The organism is Legionella birminghamensis, assembly GCF_900452515.1.
Lineage (GTDB): Bacteria > Pseudomonadota > Gammaproteobacteria > Legionellales > Legionellaceae > Legionella_C > Legionella_C birminghamensis.
This window is the reverse complement of record NZ_UGNW01000001.1, coordinates 3,473,500-3,488,653: the sequence shown is the minus strand read 5'-3', so window position 1 is coordinate 3,488,653 and position 15,154 is coordinate 3,473,500. Positions and strand designations below refer to the sequence as shown.

Genomic DNA, 15,154 nt, shown 5'->3' with positions numbered 1-15,154 from the left:
GGCAACATTGCAAACTTAAAGTGCAGGTTCGGCCACCAGACATGGGCCCCGCGGTCGCAGCCGCGGGGATTCGGAGCGGGAAAAACATTTGTGTAGATAGCTATGGGTCGAAGCCGCGGGGGTACAAGCTGGTTGGCGCGCTGATACAAATTGGAAATCTCCATGAACTGGTTTAATCATTTTCAGCAAGCCCTGGTTAATCTGACCGCTTCCAAGCTGCGCTCCTTTCTTGCAGTGTTGGGCGTGCTGGTAGGAACGGCAGCCATTGTTGCCTTGATCAGTTGTGGGCAATTGGCGACAGAAAAAGCGCTGGAACAATTTAAGGCTTTGGGTACTGATCTCTTGGCCACCACCGTGTTCCAGAAAGAGCGGGGCCAGTCCAGTGTGCAGTCTGAGTTAGCTTTGCAATTCTGGCGCAGTTTACCCGCGAAAGTTCCCTCCATTTTAAAAATAGCCCCCTATGCCACCGCTTATCAGCCGGTGAGCTTTAAGGGCCAGGTTTTACAGAGTGCTATTATTGGTGCAGATGACAGTCTGGCTGATATTATTCATATTCAAGTGGCGCGCGGCCATTTTGTTTCGTTTCTGAATTCTTTTGAACATTTCTGCGTTATTGGAGATGATTTGGCCCGCCAAATCCGCGAGATAACGCTGGATGATCCCATAGGAAAACAAATTCGCATTGGCAATTCGCTTTATACCATTATCGGGGTGGTGGATCGCTGGCAGGAAAACGGCTTTTTCAATGAAGACGTCAACCATTCCGTGATTGTACCGGTGGCCGGCATTGCTTTGATCAGTAAAGACAGCAAGGTGAATAATGCCGTCATGCTTTTAAAGCCTGACACTGATATCGATTTAGCAATTGGCCAGATCAAACAACAGGTGGAGTTAGAGGCGCCGCGGCTCAGTTTGTTTACCCGAAGTGCCAAGCAAATTATTGCCAGTATGGAAAGCCAGGGGCAGATTTTCACCTTGCTCTTAGGCGTTATTGGCGGGATATCTTTGTTGGTGGGCGGTATTGGTGTGATGAATGTGATGCTGGTTTCAGTCAGTGAACGTAAAAAAGAGATTGGAATTCGTAAAGCAGTCGGTGCCAGGAACAGCGAAATACAGAATTTATTTCTGGTTGAATCGGTGCTGCTTTCGTTTCTGGGCGGCGGCCTTGGTGTATTGTTAGGTCTTATATTCACAAGAATTGTCGCTTATTTCAGTGAATGGACCTTCATTCTCCATAGCCTGCCCCCTTTGGCGGGCTTTGCCGTTTCTGTAGCCACGGGTATCTTTTTTGGCTTTTATCCAGCAAGGCGTGCTGCGAAGCTGGAGCCGATTATGTCTTTACGGAGCGAGTAAAACGAATCCCCGCGGCAACGACCGCGGGGATTCGGATGAACTGGAGCGCGAGCATTCGAGGAGACTGCTCCGCTGGGATGGAGTGGAGTATCCCCCTACCTCTCGAGGGCTAATGCAATTCCCTGGCCGCCGCCAATGCACAAGGTAACGATACCTCTTTTCAAATGATCCCGGGCCATGGAATAAAGCAAGCGGGTAGTCAGTATCGCTCCTGAAGCACCGATTGGATGGCCGTGGGCGATAGCGCCGCCATCCACGTTGACAATGGATTCATCAAGATGAAGCTCGCGCATGACCGCCAGCGTTATCGCGGCAAAGGCTTCGTTGATTTCCAGGCGTTCCACATCAGCCAGCTTCCACTGTGCTCTTTCAAGCGCTTGCTTTACTGCCGGCACGGGACCAAGACCAAACATCCCTGGTTCTACGGCGGAAATACCGTAGGATACAATCCTCGCCATGGGATCCAGCTGATAACGCTTAACGCATTGGGCGCTGGCGACAATCATGGCGGCCGCCCCTGAATTTAACCCGGGTGCATTGCCGGCCGTGATAGTACCTTGCGGGCGGAATGCAGGCTTTAGTTTAGCGAGGATTTCGGCGGTGGTATCGGCCCGGTTATGTTCATCTTTTTGAAACAGCTCAATTCCCTTGCGCGAACCAATTTCCACTGCAGCAATTTCCTGTGCAAATTCTCCTGCTTGCTGCGCTTTGGAAAAACGTTGATGGGAGCGCGCAGCCCAGGCATCCTGCTCTTCTCGGCTAATGTGGTATTCACTGGCTAAATCTTCAGTATGCCAGCCTGAATGCTGGCCGGAAAAAATATCATGCAGACCGTCTAGCAATAAACTGTCACGCATTTTTCCGTCCCCCAGACGATAACCCCAGCGGGCTGAAGGTAAAAGATAGGGGCAGAGATCCATATTTTCCATTCCGCCCGCAATAGCGCAGTCAATATTGCCGCTGACTACCTCAAGATAGGCGGAGACGACTGCTTGCGCCCCCGAACCACAGACCCGATTCACCGTAAGTGCCGGAACCTGCACTGGCAAACCGCCTTTAATGCTGGCCTGACGTGCAGGATTCATGCCGGCCCCTGCTTGTACCACTTGCCCCATAACGACTGTTTCAATTGTTTGGGAGTCCAGAGCAGCACGCCGCAGGCTTTCTCGAATAACCACCGCTCCCAAATCAGGAGCGGGTGTATTTTTCAAGCTGCCATTAAATGTACCTATTGCAGTGCGCACAGGGGCACAGATAAAGACGTCATCGGTCATAATGATCTCACTTTAATGTACTTTTGACTTCACCGGGCTTTTACCCAACAGCCAGTGAGGGTTAACTTCCAGCTCGTCAGCTACGATATTGACTAAACGAGTATCGAATACGCTGCCGTTAAGTAGTTCCTGAGCGGTGAATGAGGGCAATTTAAAAATCTTTGCTACTGCTTTGACTCGTTCTTTGTATATACAGGGAACTCCAATAGCATCCAGCTCTCGATTCAATCGTTCTGAAAATTGTTTGTTAGGCATGTTCCACCTCCAATTATTTGGTTAAATCCTGATTAATCAGGTAAGGCTTGGGTTTACCGCCATGACTACAAACTGCATTACAGAAATGGAAGCGTATCTTTCTATTTCTGCACGACTGTATTTCTTTCTTTATCTTCCTTGATAACTAGTGAATCAATTTGTACTTAATTATTATAGACTATAATTATTTTTATCAAGCATTGAGGAAATCCGATGATTTATAAGTTATTAATCCAGTATTTCAGATTGCATCTGCTGCGCTTATTTCTAAATAAGGTGATTAAGCCTAAAGGCATTAATCGGGGTAAATTACATCCGGTAAATTTAGCAGCCATTGCTTTAGAGCTGTTACTGACTGTATGGGCTAGCGGGAAAAAGAAATCCTGAGTTATTCGGGTGTCACCAGAGAAATAAAGTCTTCAAATTTTCCACCCGGGCTTCGCGGAATGTTTTCCATGTATTTGAAACGGAAATGGAAGGGATACTTGAAAATAGTTTTAAGTTTTTCGCGAAGTTGCTCTTCCTCTGATGAGGTGTAAGGGCTATGAGTCAGATTCACCTGGATTTCAGTCAGAGTCATTTGTATCAACTGAAATTGCGAACCGCTAAAAAGATCCATGAGCCGAAGTCCATTACCTGCAAAGCTTGGCCACAGCTTGCGGCCGTCTGGCATCAGAAGCATATTTCGTTTTCTGCCCAAAACAGTTTTCAATACCGGTAGTTGACGCCCGCAGCGGCAAGGGCTGCCAGGAATTGCATAATCGCCGATATCATAACGGATCAAAGGCGATGAGAAATTATGAAGCGTAGTTACCACCACACGTCCGGGCTCGTCAACCTGGCAGGGCTGGTTTTTTTCATTCAGAATTTCAACCAGAACATTTTCAGACTGAACATGATAATGTCCACTCTCTGGACATTGGAGGGCAATATAGCCGCATTCCTTAGAGGAGTAATTATCGATCAGGGGGATCCCCAAAACTTCATGGACCAGGGACCGTAATTCAGGCTCGACGATTTCACTATGGGTGTGGACCTTTTGCAGGCGAGATGGCTTTATGCCGTGCCTGGCAAAATGAAGCGTTATTTCCCTTAAGGTGGATGGATTGCAATTCAAATAATGCGGGTTCACTTTGAGCAGCCATTCAGCCTCTTCCTCAGGAGTGCATAAATTCAGATGGAAGCAAGGGCCTGTTTCCACAATGGCATAGGTTGCAGGGCTCCAGTTTTCATAGCGAGTACCCAATGGCGGCAGCGCTTCCTTTTTTTCAGTGTAGCGGATACTGGCAAATGAATTTGCAAATTCATCCCCATGCCATAAATGATTGCGAAGGGAGATAGCGTTCCAGAAAAATTGCGTCGCCATATTTCCTTTTACAGTAACCGGCCGGCCGGTTGAACCGCTGGTAGATAATAATTCGGCGGGCTCATGCCCTGAAGGAAGCTTCACGGCAAAAATTGATTCGCCGGCATTTTGTATATCTTCCCTGGTTAACAAAGCTAATTGAGGCCAGTATTCAGCCAGTTGTTGCCATTCCTTAAACAGGGGTAAATGGGCCCATCGTTTCTGATAATAAGGGACATATTGACGCGCGAATTGCATGAATACTAATAGCTGGGAAAACTGATGTTTTTGAATCTCAGCAGCAGGCAATCTCTCTGTATAAAGGAAATGATCCAGCTGATAATAGAGCTGGGCAGCCATGGGATGCGGCGCAGGCGGCCAGGCGATACCTGGAATTGCACTGCGCATTTTTGAGGGGGATAGTTTCATTAAATACAATTATCCACTAGAGGCAATCGCTTGTTAATTTAACACCGAAGAATAATCCCTGATTGCTAAAGTTGGACGTTCTGGGTAAAACAACACCTACAGAGCCCTCACCTCCAATAAGCCCGGTAGAGGGGCGTTCAATGGGATCAATATAGGTTTCTGCTTGCCAGCCCAGCTGTAAATCGATTAATGATGTGCTGCCAGTTAAATCAAACGATTTTTTATAATCCAGACCCACTCTCAAGCCGAATTTAGGCACTACTACACTTCGGTCAGCAAAATCTCGGGAGGTACCATCAAGATCTAATGCATGTAAAGCAAAAGTTCGTTCTCCGATTAAAAGAGCCGAATTTGCGCTCGCAAATACACTGATATCCTGATAGAGATTATAGAAAATATCCGCTTCCACGCGTGGGCCGAAGCCATGAAAATCGCTGACATTACTATAGCCGCGCTCTACAAAATCAGTAGTCCTCCCCTTTACCGATAATCGGGAGTCTATCTCTGCATATTCAGCACCGGCACCGTAACGAACAAGCCAGCCGTTTGCAAAATCTTTAGTATGTGCAAACACGCCAGAGACTTCATCATAATCAAAACTGCTTTTACCGCGAATGTATTCCCAGGGGAAGAATGTTAACCAGCGAGGTTCGACAGGTTGGTTGCCATCGCTGCCGATATTATCCAAATCGTTGGTGTGAAGCCTTTGCCATGCGATGGTTATATCATTGTTATTGAGCAATTTTACACCGCCGTAAAGCCGGAATCCCCAATCGTAATCCAGATTGACATTGTGGGTTTTGGTGTAGCCGCTGGAATAAACGGTTACATAGTCCAAATCGTCATTTCGCGGTTCAAGATAGAGGGCGTCTATGCCGGCAAAAAGATGGTATCCGCTACAATCTTTTATCGGGCCCATACTCCCGGCAACAACAAGGGGTGAATTACATAAGCCAATAACAAATGCGCTAAGCGCGGTCCTTCTGAAAGCAGTCATTTAATTCCTTCTCCCTGACTATATAAATGGCACACTATTGCAGCACTATAATCGAGAAAAAAGTATATTGGAAGATAAAATTGCAAGCCGAGCGAGACTGGATTATTTCTTTTCGGCAAAGAGCAAAGATAACTCCCCCGGATGATTTAGCACAAAGTCTGGTTTATAACGCATCAGTGCTTCAGCATTATTCAAACCCCAGGATACCGCACAGCTTTTAATGCCGGCTGCGGCTGCTGCTTCAATGTCCCGTGTTTCATCACCGATATAAATGACTTCAGAGGGTTGCATTTTTTTAGTTCTTATAAGTCCCTTTAAACCTGTCGCTTTGTTAAAAACCGTGTAGAGACTCGAAACCGATTCAAAGTAATGGCTGATATGGTGATGCTTGAGGAATTGGCGGATATTCCTCGCAGAATTGGACGATACAATATGTAGTTGGTGACCTTGGCTGTTAAGCTTCTTCAGCGCTTCTTCCATGTGTTCCACCAGACCGATGTCATGAATATTTCGCTGGAATTCTTTGCGGATGGAATAGATTAAATAAAGAAAATGCAGCCTGCCGATATGCATAGTGTCCAGTATTTCCCTAAAGCTCATGCTTCGCAATGTCTCAAGCTCTATCGGATAGGGCAGGGCGTCCTTAAGCTTTTTCAGGAGCAATGGGGCAGAATTGGCAATGGTTCCATCAAAATCAATAACCAGCTGCATAATTACTATCTAGATAATCAAAACACTATCATACCAGGCATCAGAGGAATGATATAGCAAGAGCCGTTTAACTCGCTTCCATGCCGGACTTATAGCCCGCTTCAAAATCATTTACCCTTTTTTCTGCTTCCTGGAACATCTCGCTCATTGCTTTTTGGGAACTGGTTTCCCGACCAAATGTTTTAGTCCAAAGCCCTTGCGCTGATTCAATAATTGTTTTGTCATTTGATGATTCATAATCCCGGCGTACCTCGTCGAGTTCTTCCTTAGTTGTACAGGATGCGATTTTTTCACGGTATTCTTCCACTATTTTCCGTTTCAAAGCATCGCCGCGGAGCTCCGCCAAGTCATTTCTCAATCCATTTGCGGAAGCAGCCCGCCAATGATAACGGGTTCTATTATTGTCGCCATGGTTATAACCATGACTAATACTCATTAAAGTCTTTTTATCAAGGATGGTTGCTTCCTTTACCATGGCTTCAAGCTCTTTGGAGAACCTGACGCTTATACGTTGGGGTAGATTTTCAATTATCGCCGCTTTATAGTCTACGATATATTTGGCAATGGCAGGCCATTGCTCCTTGGGGTAGTTATCGCGGATGAAAGAGCCGCCCTTCTTTATTTCAGATATCTTGAGATGCAGATCCTGTTGCGTTGTTGACACCTCTTTGCTGTTGACCAGCGCGTTATCTTTATATACGACCATGCGATCAGCAATGGATTGTTTAAGGTTGACTTCGTTAAATGCATCATTCCATGTTGGAAACCCTTTAGGCTGGAATGCCCGTTCCCGCTCTCTGCCAGGGACAGGTTTATATTCCCCTTCGATGCCTGAAATTATCTCATGCGCATTGGTGGCTGCGATACAGCCTTCATCGGTTTGCCTGCTCCCGGCGACCCAGTCGTTGCCCTCAAATGAAAAAGGATCCCAGGCAAAGACTTTACAGCGTCCGTAATTTTTAAACTCTTCCAGCTCTTCGGCTGATTCTGCAAACTCTTCAGCTTTAGATAATTGTCCCAATTCAGAGTATGGTTGTCCGCTGTGTAAATGGTGATCACCATTGTTCCCACCGGAGTTACGTGCACGTAGCAAGGTATTTCCAATGCGCTGATCATTAATATGGGGGCTTTGCCAGCCATCCAGCCAAACACAGCCTATATGTTCCCATTCCGGGTGTGCTTCCAGGATTGTTGCGATGGCTTTTTCCAGGTTAGGCATCGTTTTACCCTTGAATGCACCAGCAAAAACCCCATTACCGATACCTGGCACAGTAACCAAGGTTTTACGCCCCTCTTGTTTTCCCAATTCATTAGCTTGCATGAACATCATTTCCAAACGATCCACATACACATCGTTGTACTTTTCCTGGTTAATGGCTTTGGAGCCATCCGGCTGGGTATCGACAATCCTATCGGCATCAATCGGATTGGCGAGAACAGCGCCCGGTATACAGAGTAAGTGGACTTTATGCGGGTTGTCCGCATATCTGCCATCCCCCTGGATTTGGGGGTTACTGTGCCGGCCATTATCATAGACAGTAGCATTTTCAACAACAGAACCAATACAACTCAGTATTTTAAACTCCGCCTCATTCCAGGCCTGGCCATCACCAATACGGACTTGCTCTGCAAAGATCCAGTTTTTTCTGGAATTCATCAGGATCTGGGCAAATTCTTCAGTCGAAAGCTTGCGGATTTTTTCCAAATCTTCGGGAGTAAAGGCTTTGTTGGGATCGAATTCGTCATTACCCTCCGCTAAAAGGTAATTAAGGGCTGCCCGCACGTTGACGCCGGGCTCTACCTTACCCTGGCCCAATTGCTGTTGATATTCATGAATCGCATCAAAGGTTTGTTTACTAATGAGATATCGCTGTTGGCCATTATTAGGCATATAGCTTTGGGGGATACGTTTAGGCATAGTAACTTTTTAACAGATTTATTTATACCTTATTATAGTATCATTTTGTTTTGGATGCTTCATTTTTAGGATTTCAAATGGATTAAATAATGCATAAATCTAATTGCTTTGTTTTCCCACCTGATTGTTTGGTATAGACTGTAATAAGTCCATTCTTAAGATTAATACTTGTTTTGCATCAATCGATTAGTGGTGCAGGTTGTCTAAATGTTTTGCAGGAGCTAATATGCTGGATGAATCTCCAGTGATAGAACGAAAAAAGGAACTGGCTGAGTTACAGTGTGAACTGCAACTTAAAGAACAAAAAATCAAAGCACAGGCCGAACAAATAAATGCGCTTTACGCGACGTTACGCTCTTTACAAAACGGTAATAGCATCCAAAAAAATAATGTAATTAATTCAACGTATTATGATGAAAGCTATTTACTCAAATTGGAAACCGAATGCCTTGAGCTCAAGCGCTCATTTAATTTAATAAACAGTTTGTTTCAAACTGCCAATGAAGCGATAGCAGCTGTCGACAGTAATTTCAATTTTATTGCTATCAATAAATCGTTCTTTTCTTTCTTTTCGCAAGTCTTCGCCGAAGAAATCTCAATTGGCATGAATTTGGCGCATCTGATGAATAATCATTCCTTAGTAAAGGACAGAATTATGACGGCTTGCTCTAACGCACTAACAGGCGAATACAGCAGCATTGTGATTGAGAATAATAATCTGGAAGAAGAACTTTTTTACTACGAGCTACATATAGGCTCTGTGGAGCCCCTCTATTCACAAAGGAAAAAAATTTATCTGCATATTAAAAATTTAACAGCGTTTAAATTGCAGGAGAGAGAGGTTCACAAACAACAGGCGGAGATAGAGCGGGTGGCACGGAGTAATGTGATGGGCGAACTAATTTCAGCATTGGCTCATGAAATTAACCAACCCCTGACAGCAATTAAGGCATACAGCCGCAGTTGTTTACTAAAAATAAAACAGGATCCTGCATATGTCAGTCTTGCATTTCCTCTGGCACAAATAGCCAATCAATCCGAACATGCGGGCACCATTCTGCATCGCATGAAGGACTTTATGCGTGATGGCACGCTTTATCTTGAATTAACAAATATCAATGACTTGATAACCCAGACTATCCCTTTTCTTTACTATGAAAGAGCCGACAAGTTACAAGTTAAGCTGCAATTAGAAGACAATTTGCCCCTATTGCTTGTTGACCGCATTAAGATAATGCAGGTTATCCTCAATTTAGGCAGGAATAGTATTGAAGCCATTGATGGGAGTAAAAGCATTAAACCGGTTATTACTGTCAGCACTCAAAAAGAAGAGGATAAACTGAAAATTCATTTCCGCGATAATGGTCCCGGAATTCCAGAAGAAATACGTGGCAAAATCCTGTCATCCTACTTTACTACTAAAACACAGGGTGCAGGATTGGGTTTATCCATCTGCCGAAGTCTTGTTAAGGCCCATGGTGGGTCTCTGCTTATCAATGATACAAATGATGGAGCCTGGTTTACAGTTAGCCTGCCTATCAGGAAGCACGATGATGCCTGCTAATACAATCTACATAATTGACGATAATGAGGCGGTTTGTTCTGCTCTTAAATTTCTACTGGATTCATTTTTCAGTGTACCTATCGAGATTTATGACAACCCGCTTAATTTTCTTGAGAATTATTCCACTGAGTGGCGGGGTTGCCTGATTATTGATTTATTTCTTCCGTTCATGGATGGCAACGAACTGCTTCAGGAGTTAAAAGAACGTGATAATTGTATGCCGGCTATCGTTATGAGCGGGCATGGCGATCGAATTGCCAGGCAACAGGCATTGCAAAATGGAGCGACTTATTTTTTAACCAAACCATTTAACATTAATGAATTGTTAGAAAAGATCACAGAATTTCTGGAACCTTCGCCAGTGGCAGGTTAAATTTAATCACTTCACGGTGGGGCTATGGCTCACCTGGATTCCTGGTAATGGCCTTGATTTTCCTTTTCCTTCAGCCTTGTCTAAGATCTTAATACAGAACAAAAAAAAGTTTTAGTCTGGGCTTATATGAAAAAACGCTGGGCTTTGTTTTTGATAATCGCAATGCTTGTTGCTGCCAGCTATTTTATTCTGCCGGCCAGAAGAATAATGGTTGTGCACCCTCATTATGGCCCTGCGGTACAGGCAGCTTATGGTACCGGCACTGTGGAGGCCTCAGTAATGATGCCCATTGCCTCAAGGGTCACGGCCCGGCTTATCGAGTTGAATGTGGATGAGGGAGCCCAGGTCAAGAAAGGGCAAGTTCTGGCACAGCTTGATAATGAAGAGCTCCAGCATAACCTCAAGGAATTACAATCCCGCGAAGAGTTTGCTCGCAAGAAATACGAGCGCAGTGCCTCTCTTCTAAAAAAAGGGAATGTCTCTATCAATGAATACGAAAGCGACCGCTCGGGCTGGCTTGCCGCCCAGGCTGCGGTGAGCGCTGCTGAGTCAAAACTCACTTATCTGCAGTTGATTTCCCCGGCCGACGGAACCATCATCCGCCGGGATGGTGAAATTGGCGAACTGATTCCGGCCAATCAAACGATATTCTGGCTAATGTGCTGCGCACCGCTTCGGGTTTCAACTGAAATTGACGAAGAAGACATTGCCAATGTAAAGCCAGGCCAACAGGTACTCATTCGGGCGGATGCATTTCCAGGCCAGGTATTTCATGGTGTGGTGCAGCAAATTACTCCCAAAGGAGACCCTATTGCGCGCAGCTATCGGGTTCGGGTTCGCTTCACTCAGGAGAATCCGCTCAAAATTGGCATGACTGCAGAAACAAATATCATTTTCTACGAAAACAAACACGCCCTTCTTGTTCCCTCTTCTGCAGTTATGAATGACAAAGTCTGGCTGGTAAAAAACGGGCGTCTCAAACTGCTGTCAGTTAAAACCGGTGCAAAAGGGGAGGAGCAGGTCGAAATAATGAGCGGGCTTTCGGTCGATGATTTAATTGCTGTTTCTCCCGATGAGCATTTCAAAGAAAACCTTCCTGTACAGATCCAATTGCAGGAAGCATCATGAGCCTGCCCGTAAAAATTGCAGTCAAATACCTGCTGGCGCGCAAACGGCAAAGCCTTGTTTCCCTTTCGGGAATAATTTTAGGTGTTTCTTTTTTTCTGGCCATTTCAGCGACCATGCAGGGTTCGGAGCGTGATTTCATAAACCGTCTAATTAATAATACAGCCCACATTTCAATTTCGGATGAATTCCGCAATCCGCGTCTCCAGCCTGCTGAAAGTTACTATCCGCAAGGCGCTATCGAAATCAGTAATGTTCGCCCTTTAACGGAAACCCGCGGTATACGCGGCTATAAAAAAGTGATCAATTACCTTCGCCGCAATCCGAATATCCTCGCTGCGGCTTCATTGAAAGGGCAAGTGTTAATCAATTTTGCAGGAAAAGATTATGGGGTAAATTTAAACGGCATGTTGCCCGAGGAAATTGGCCAGGTGACTACCTTGGCTTCCTATATGAAAGCGGGCTCACTCGATAACCTCATTGCCAATCAGGATGGCATCATTATCGGCAGCGAACTGGCCAGAAAGTTATCCCGCAACCTGGGTGATAATATAACCATTACAGCAAGCAGCAACCAGATCCGGGTATTTAAGATAGTCGGTATATTTCGCACCGGCAGGGCTGATTTTGATAATACCCAGGCCTATGCCGGGCTTAAACGGGTACAGGCATTGCTGAACCGCCCGAACCGTGCCAATGCAATTACCATCAAATTAAAAGATCCTTACCAGGCTTATGATGCTGCGGCAGCCATTGAAAACTATATCGGTTATAAATCAGTTTCCTGGCAGGAAGCCTCTGAAGATTTACTCAATACTCTAATGATTCGAAATATCATCATGTATACGGTGGTTTCCGCTGTTTTAATCGTTGCCGCCTTCGGGATTTATAACGTCATTTCGACAGTGGTAATGGAAAAACACCGAGATATTGCTATCTTAAAATCTATAGGCTTTCACGCAAAGGACATACAGGGAATTTTTTTGTCACAGGGAATTATACTCGCTGTGTTGGGCTGTCTTCTGGGCCTACCGTTAGGTAGTTTACTAATGTATGGGATGATGCAGATAGAGTTTAAAACGCCTGGAAGTACCGAAATTATTCATATGCCGATGGATTGGGGCTGGCAGCAGTTTGCCATTGCTGGCAGTTTCGCCTTAATTGCGGCTTTATGTGCCAGTTTATTGCCGGCAAGAAAAGCAGCTTTAGTAAGACCGATAGAAATTCTGCGAGGTGAAATATGAGTGCTTCAGTCATTAAAGTGGAACATTTAACCAGAAAACTAAGGGGAGAAGTACCGATAACCCTTGTCAACGACGTGAGCCTGCAGGTTGAACCGGGGGAATTTCTCGCCATTACCGGCCCTTCCGGTTCAGGAAAATCCTCCCTGCTTTATCTTTTGGGGCTGCTGGATGTCCCCACGCAAGGCAGCATCTGGATCGAGGATGAAGATATCAGCCATTACACGGAAGAACAGCTGGCTAATATTCGTTTGCGCAAATTGGGTTTTATATTTCAGTTTCATTTTCTGCTGCCGGAGTTCAGCGCATTGGAGAATGTCATGTTACCGATGCAACGCCTGGGCAGGCTTTCGCCAGATGAAATTCATAAACGGGCGAGCGGTTTACTTGAGGAGCTTGGCCTGGGCCAGCAGATGCACAAACTACCCAAACAGTTATCCGGAGGACAGAGCCAGCGGGTAGCCATTGCCAGAGCCTTAGCGAATGAACCGGTGATGCTCCTGGCGGATGAGCCGACTGGTAATTTAGACAGTGCTGCGAGTCAGAACGTGCAAGCTCTGCTTAAGGAAATTGCGCATCATTATCAGCGGACAGTGATTGTAGTCACCCATGATACGCAGTTCGCGGCCGCTACCGATCGCCAATTGGTATTAGTAGATGGACATTTGCAATGACAGACCGTCCGAATTCCCGCGGCTGCGACCCTGAGCTCTACACAAAATGCTATCGAATCCCCGCGGCTGCGACCCTGAGCTCTACACAAATGCTATCGAATCCCCGCGGCTGCGACCGCGGGGCCCACATGATGCTTATTCAGGGTATTAGTCTTGTGCCTTTTCACTCTCTATTTTTGGGGCAACAATGCAAACTCAGTGAGCATTTTTGGCCACCAGACATGGGCCCCGCGGTCGCAGCCGCGGGGATGCGGTAGGTCGCAGCCGCGGGGATACGGTAGGTCGCCGCTCGCGAGGATATGGTAGGTCCCCGCCGACGGGAAGAATGCCTTACACCGCAATAGGTGCCTTGATAAGCGGGTGAAATTGATAATTTACAATTTCAAAATCTTCAAAGCGGTATTCAAACAAAGAATCTGGTTTGCGTTTGATTTCCAATTGCGGCAAGGGATAAGGGGTTCTTTGTAACTGGGTTTGCGCCTGTTCCAAATGGTTCAGGTAGAGATGGCAGTCGCCGCCCGTCCAGATAAATTCCCCTGGCTCGAGATTGGTTTGCTGAGCCACCATGTGAGTCAATAAGGCATAAGAGGCAATATTGAAGGGAACGCCGAGAAACACATCAGCGGAGCGCTGATACAGCTGACAGGAAAGCTGGCCATTGGCTACATAAAATTGGAAAAGTGCATGACAGGGCATCAAAGCCATTTTATCCAGTTCACCCACATTCCAGGCACTGACCAGTAAGCGTCTGGAGTCAGGATTGCTTTTGATCTGCTGTACCAGTTCGCTTAGCTGATCAATCGTTTTACCCTCAGGCGTTGGCCAGCTGCGCCATTGCCGCCCGTATACCGGACCCAGATCGCCATTGCTGTCTGCCCACTCGTTCCATATGCTTACGCCATTTTCATTGAGATAGGCAATATTGGTATCGCCCCTGATAAACCATAATAATTCATGAATAATGCTGCGGGTATGCAGTTTTTTAGTAGTAACCAGGGGAAAGCCCTGGCGAAGATCAAAACGCATCTGATAACCAAAAACCGAGAGAGTCCCGGTACCGGTTCGATCCGTTTTTTCTGTACCATTTTTTAAAATATGTGTCAGTAAATCTAAATAGGTTTGCATTGTTTTACCCACCATAAACATAATCCGGCTAACAGCATGGGAATTGAGAGCAATTGCCCCATGGTCAGCGAATCAAATGCCAAATAGCCGAGTTGCACGTCAGGCTCACGGAAAAATTCTACAAAAATACGGCAAAGTGAATAGCCGATTAAAAAAACAGCTGATACACAGCCTGTTGGACGTTTTTTAGACGCATATAACCAGACTACGATGAAAAGTACAAGCCCTTCCAGGCCTAATTCATAGAGCTGTGAGGGATGACGCGGCTGGCCGTCACTGCCAGGGAAGATCATTGCCCAGGGCACATCGGTCACCCGTCCCCACAATTCACCATTGATAAAATTGCCAGCACGTCCAGCTGCAAGGCCAAGAGGTACCAGCGGCGCAATGAAATCTGCGACCTCGAGAAAGGGTTTCTGCATACGCCGCGCGAATAACCACAAGGCCAAAGCGACCCCAATTAAACCGCCATGGAAGGACATGCCCCCTTCCCAGAGTTTAAATAAAGCCCAGGGAGCGCTAATCAGCTGATGGGTATTGTAAAAAAGCATATAGCCGACACGGCCGCCGATAATAACGCCGAGCGCAGCATAAAAAATAAGATCGCTTACCTGCTCGGCACTCCAGTTTAAATGGTATAACCTGACTCGTAAGCGCGCCAGAAGCCAGGCCATAAGAAATCCAAGCAGATACATCAGTCCATACCAGTGTACCTGCACTGGACCCAGCGAAAAAGCGACGGGATTAATAATGGGATAAGTTAGCATGTA

General features: G+C 46.0%; 15 protein-coding genes. 7 read left to right on the top strand and 8 right to left on the bottom strand.

The window, feature by feature from the left end:
- Positions 1-162: 162 nt before the first annotated feature.
- The gene (locus DYH42_RS14905) at positions 163-1,353 is read left to right on the top strand and encodes an ABC transporter permease (protein WP_058524393.1); all 1,191 of its coding nucleotides are present in this window, start codon (positions 163-165) and stop codon (positions 1,351-1,353) included.
- Positions 1,354-1,448: 95 nt separating this feature from the next.
- On the opposite strand, the gene DYH42_RS14900 is transcribed toward DYH42_RS14905, so the two are convergent.
- Both DYH42_RS14900 and DYH42_RS14895 read right to left on the bottom strand, forming a co-directional pair.
- Entirely contained in the window at positions 1,449-2,627 is a 1,179-nt protein-coding gene (locus tag DYH42_RS14900; protein ID WP_058524394.1) for a thiolase family protein, read from the bottom strand.
- A gap of 12 nt (positions 2,628-2,639) precedes the next feature.
- The gene (locus tag DYH42_RS14895; RefSeq protein WP_058524395.1) at positions 2,640-2,882 is read right to left on the bottom strand and encodes a hypothetical protein; all 243 of its coding nucleotides are present in this window, start codon (positions 2,880-2,882) and stop codon (positions 2,640-2,642) included.
- 213 nt (positions 2,883-3,095) lie between these two features.
- On the opposite strand from DYH42_RS14895, the gene DYH42_RS16665 reads away from it, so the two are divergent.
- Positions 3,096-3,269 carry a hypothetical protein gene (locus DYH42_RS16665; RefSeq protein ID WP_157062406.1) on the top strand — a complete coding sequence of 58 codons (174 nt, stop codon included), beginning with the start codon at positions 3,096-3,098 and terminating at the stop codon, positions 3,267-3,269.
- A 1-nt stretch (position 3,270) separates the two neighbouring features.
- Here the strand turns inward: DYH42_RS16665 and DYH42_RS14890 are convergent, their stop codons facing one another.
- The 4 genes from DYH42_RS14890 to DYH42_RS14875 form a co-directional block, all read right to left on the bottom strand.
- Complete coding sequence (locus DYH42_RS14890) at positions 3,271-4,656, bottom strand: phenylacetate--CoA ligase family protein (protein ID WP_058524396.1); 1,386 nt, start codon at positions 4,654-4,656, stop codon at positions 3,271-3,273.
- 16 nt (positions 4,657-4,672) lie between these two features.
- Positions 4,673-5,653, bottom strand: coding sequence for an Lpg1974 family pore-forming outer membrane protein (locus tag DYH42_RS14885; RefSeq protein WP_058524397.1), 981 nt, complete (start codon positions 5,651-5,653; stop codon positions 4,673-4,675).
- Positions 5,654-5,755: 102 nt separating this feature from the next.
- Positions 5,756-6,364 carry an HAD family hydrolase gene (locus DYH42_RS14880; protein ID WP_058524398.1) on the bottom strand — a complete coding sequence of 203 codons (609 nt, stop codon included), beginning with the start codon at positions 6,362-6,364 and terminating at the stop codon, positions 5,756-5,758.
- A gap of 67 nt (positions 6,365-6,431) precedes the next feature.
- Positions 6,432-8,282 carry a hypothetical protein gene (locus DYH42_RS14875; protein WP_058524399.1) on the bottom strand — a complete coding sequence of 617 codons (1,851 nt, stop codon included), beginning with the start codon at positions 8,280-8,282 and terminating at the stop codon, positions 6,432-6,434.
- Positions 8,283-8,508: 226 nt separating this feature from the next.
- Between DYH42_RS14875 and DYH42_RS14870 the strand changes: the two genes are divergently transcribed.
- The 5 genes from DYH42_RS14870 to DYH42_RS14850 all read left to right on the top strand — a co-directional run bounded on the left by DYH42_RS14870 (position 8,509) and on the right by DYH42_RS14850 (position 13,259).
- Positions 8,509-9,846 carry a sensor histidine kinase gene (locus DYH42_RS14870; RefSeq protein ID WP_058524400.1) on the top strand — a complete coding sequence of 446 codons (1,338 nt, stop codon included), beginning with the start codon at positions 8,509-8,511 and terminating at the stop codon, positions 9,844-9,846.
- The gene (locus DYH42_RS14865; protein WP_058524401.1) at positions 9,833-10,219 is read left to right on the top strand and encodes a response regulator transcription factor; all 387 of its coding nucleotides are present in this window, start codon (positions 9,833-9,835) and stop codon (positions 10,217-10,219) included. The genes DYH42_RS14870 and DYH42_RS14865 overlap by 14 nt, the downstream gene beginning before the upstream one ends.
- Before the next feature lie 126 nt (positions 10,220-10,345).
- Positions 10,346-11,347 (top strand): efflux RND transporter periplasmic adaptor subunit, encoded by a 1,002-nt coding sequence (locus DYH42_RS14860; RefSeq protein WP_058524402.1) that lies wholly within the window; start codon positions 10,346-10,348, stop codon positions 11,345-11,347.
- Complete coding sequence (locus DYH42_RS14855; protein WP_058524403.1) at positions 11,344-12,588, top strand: ABC transporter permease; 1,245 nt, start codon at positions 11,344-11,346, stop codon at positions 12,586-12,588. The genes DYH42_RS14860 and DYH42_RS14855 overlap by 4 nt, the downstream gene beginning before the upstream one ends.
- Positions 12,585-13,259: an ABC transporter ATP-binding protein gene (locus tag DYH42_RS14850; RefSeq protein WP_058524404.1), complete on the top strand. Its 675-nt coding sequence runs from the start codon at positions 12,585-12,587 to the stop codon at positions 13,257-13,259. Before DYH42_RS14855 ends, DYH42_RS14850 begins: the two co-directional genes overlap by 4 nt.
- A 330-nt stretch (positions 13,260-13,589) precedes the next feature.
- Here DYH42_RS14850 and thyA read toward each other — a convergent pair whose 3' ends face one another.
- Both thyA and lgt read right to left on the bottom strand, forming a co-directional pair.
- Positions 13,590-14,384 (bottom strand): thymidylate synthase, encoded by a 795-nt coding sequence (thyA, locus tag DYH42_RS14840; protein ID WP_058524406.1) that lies wholly within the window; start codon positions 14,382-14,384, stop codon positions 13,590-13,592.
- Positions 14,369-15,151 (bottom strand): prolipoprotein diacylglyceryl transferase, encoded by a 783-nt coding sequence (lgt, locus tag DYH42_RS14835; RefSeq protein ID WP_058524407.1) that lies wholly within the window; start codon positions 15,149-15,151, stop codon positions 14,369-14,371. The genes thyA and lgt overlap by 16 nt, the downstream gene beginning before the upstream one ends.
- Positions 15,152-15,154: the final 3 nt, after the last annotated feature.

Coding starts and splice junctions, on each gene's coding strand:
- DYH42_RS14905 (WP_058524393.1), top strand. CDS start 163: ATGAACTGGTTTAATCATTTTCAGCAAGCCCTGGTTAATCTGACCGCT.
- DYH42_RS14855 (WP_058524403.1), top strand. CDS start 11,344: ATGAGCCTGCCCGTAAAAATTGCAGTCAAATACCTGCTGGCGCGCAAA.
- lgt (WP_058524407.1), bottom strand. CDS start 15,151: ATGCTAACTTATCCCATTATTAATCCCGTCGCTTTTTCGCTGGGTCCA.
- thyA (WP_058524406.1), bottom strand. CDS start 14,384: ATGCAAACCTATTTAGATTTACTGACACATATTTTAAAAAATGGTACA.
- DYH42_RS14850 (WP_058524404.1), top strand. CDS start 12,585: ATGAGTGCTTCAGTCATTAAAGTGGAACATTTAACCAGAAAACTAAGG.
- DYH42_RS14895 (WP_058524395.1), bottom strand. CDS start 2,882: ATGCCTAACAAACAATTTTCAGAACGATTGAATCGAGAGCTGGATGCT.
- DYH42_RS16665 (WP_157062406.1), top strand. CDS start 3,096: ATGATTTATAAGTTATTAATCCAGTATTTCAGATTGCATCTGCTGCGC.
- DYH42_RS14870 (WP_058524400.1), top strand. CDS start 8,509: ATGCTGGATGAATCTCCAGTGATAGAACGAAAAAAGGAACTGGCTGAG.
- DYH42_RS14885 (WP_058524397.1), bottom strand. CDS start 5,653: ATGACTGCTTTCAGAAGGACCGCGCTTAGCGCATTTGTTATTGGCTTA.
- DYH42_RS14875 (WP_058524399.1), bottom strand. CDS start 8,282: ATGCCTAAACGTATCCCCCAAAGCTATATGCCTAATAATGGCCAACAG.
- DYH42_RS14900 (WP_058524394.1), bottom strand. CDS start 2,627: ATGACCGATGACGTCTTTATCTGTGCCCCTGTGCGCACTGCAATAGGT.
- DYH42_RS14880 (WP_058524398.1), bottom strand. CDS start 6,364: ATGCAGCTGGTTATTGATTTTGATGGAACCATTGCCAATTCTGCCCCA.
- DYH42_RS14890 (WP_058524396.1), bottom strand. CDS start 4,656: ATGAAACTATCCCCCTCAAAAATGCGCAGTGCAATTCCAGGTATCGCC.
- DYH42_RS14860 (WP_058524402.1), top strand. CDS start 10,346: ATGAAAAAACGCTGGGCTTTGTTTTTGATAATCGCAATGCTTGTTGCT.
- DYH42_RS14865 (WP_058524401.1), top strand. CDS start 9,833: ATGATGCCTGCTAATACAATCTACATAATTGACGATAATGAGGCGGTT.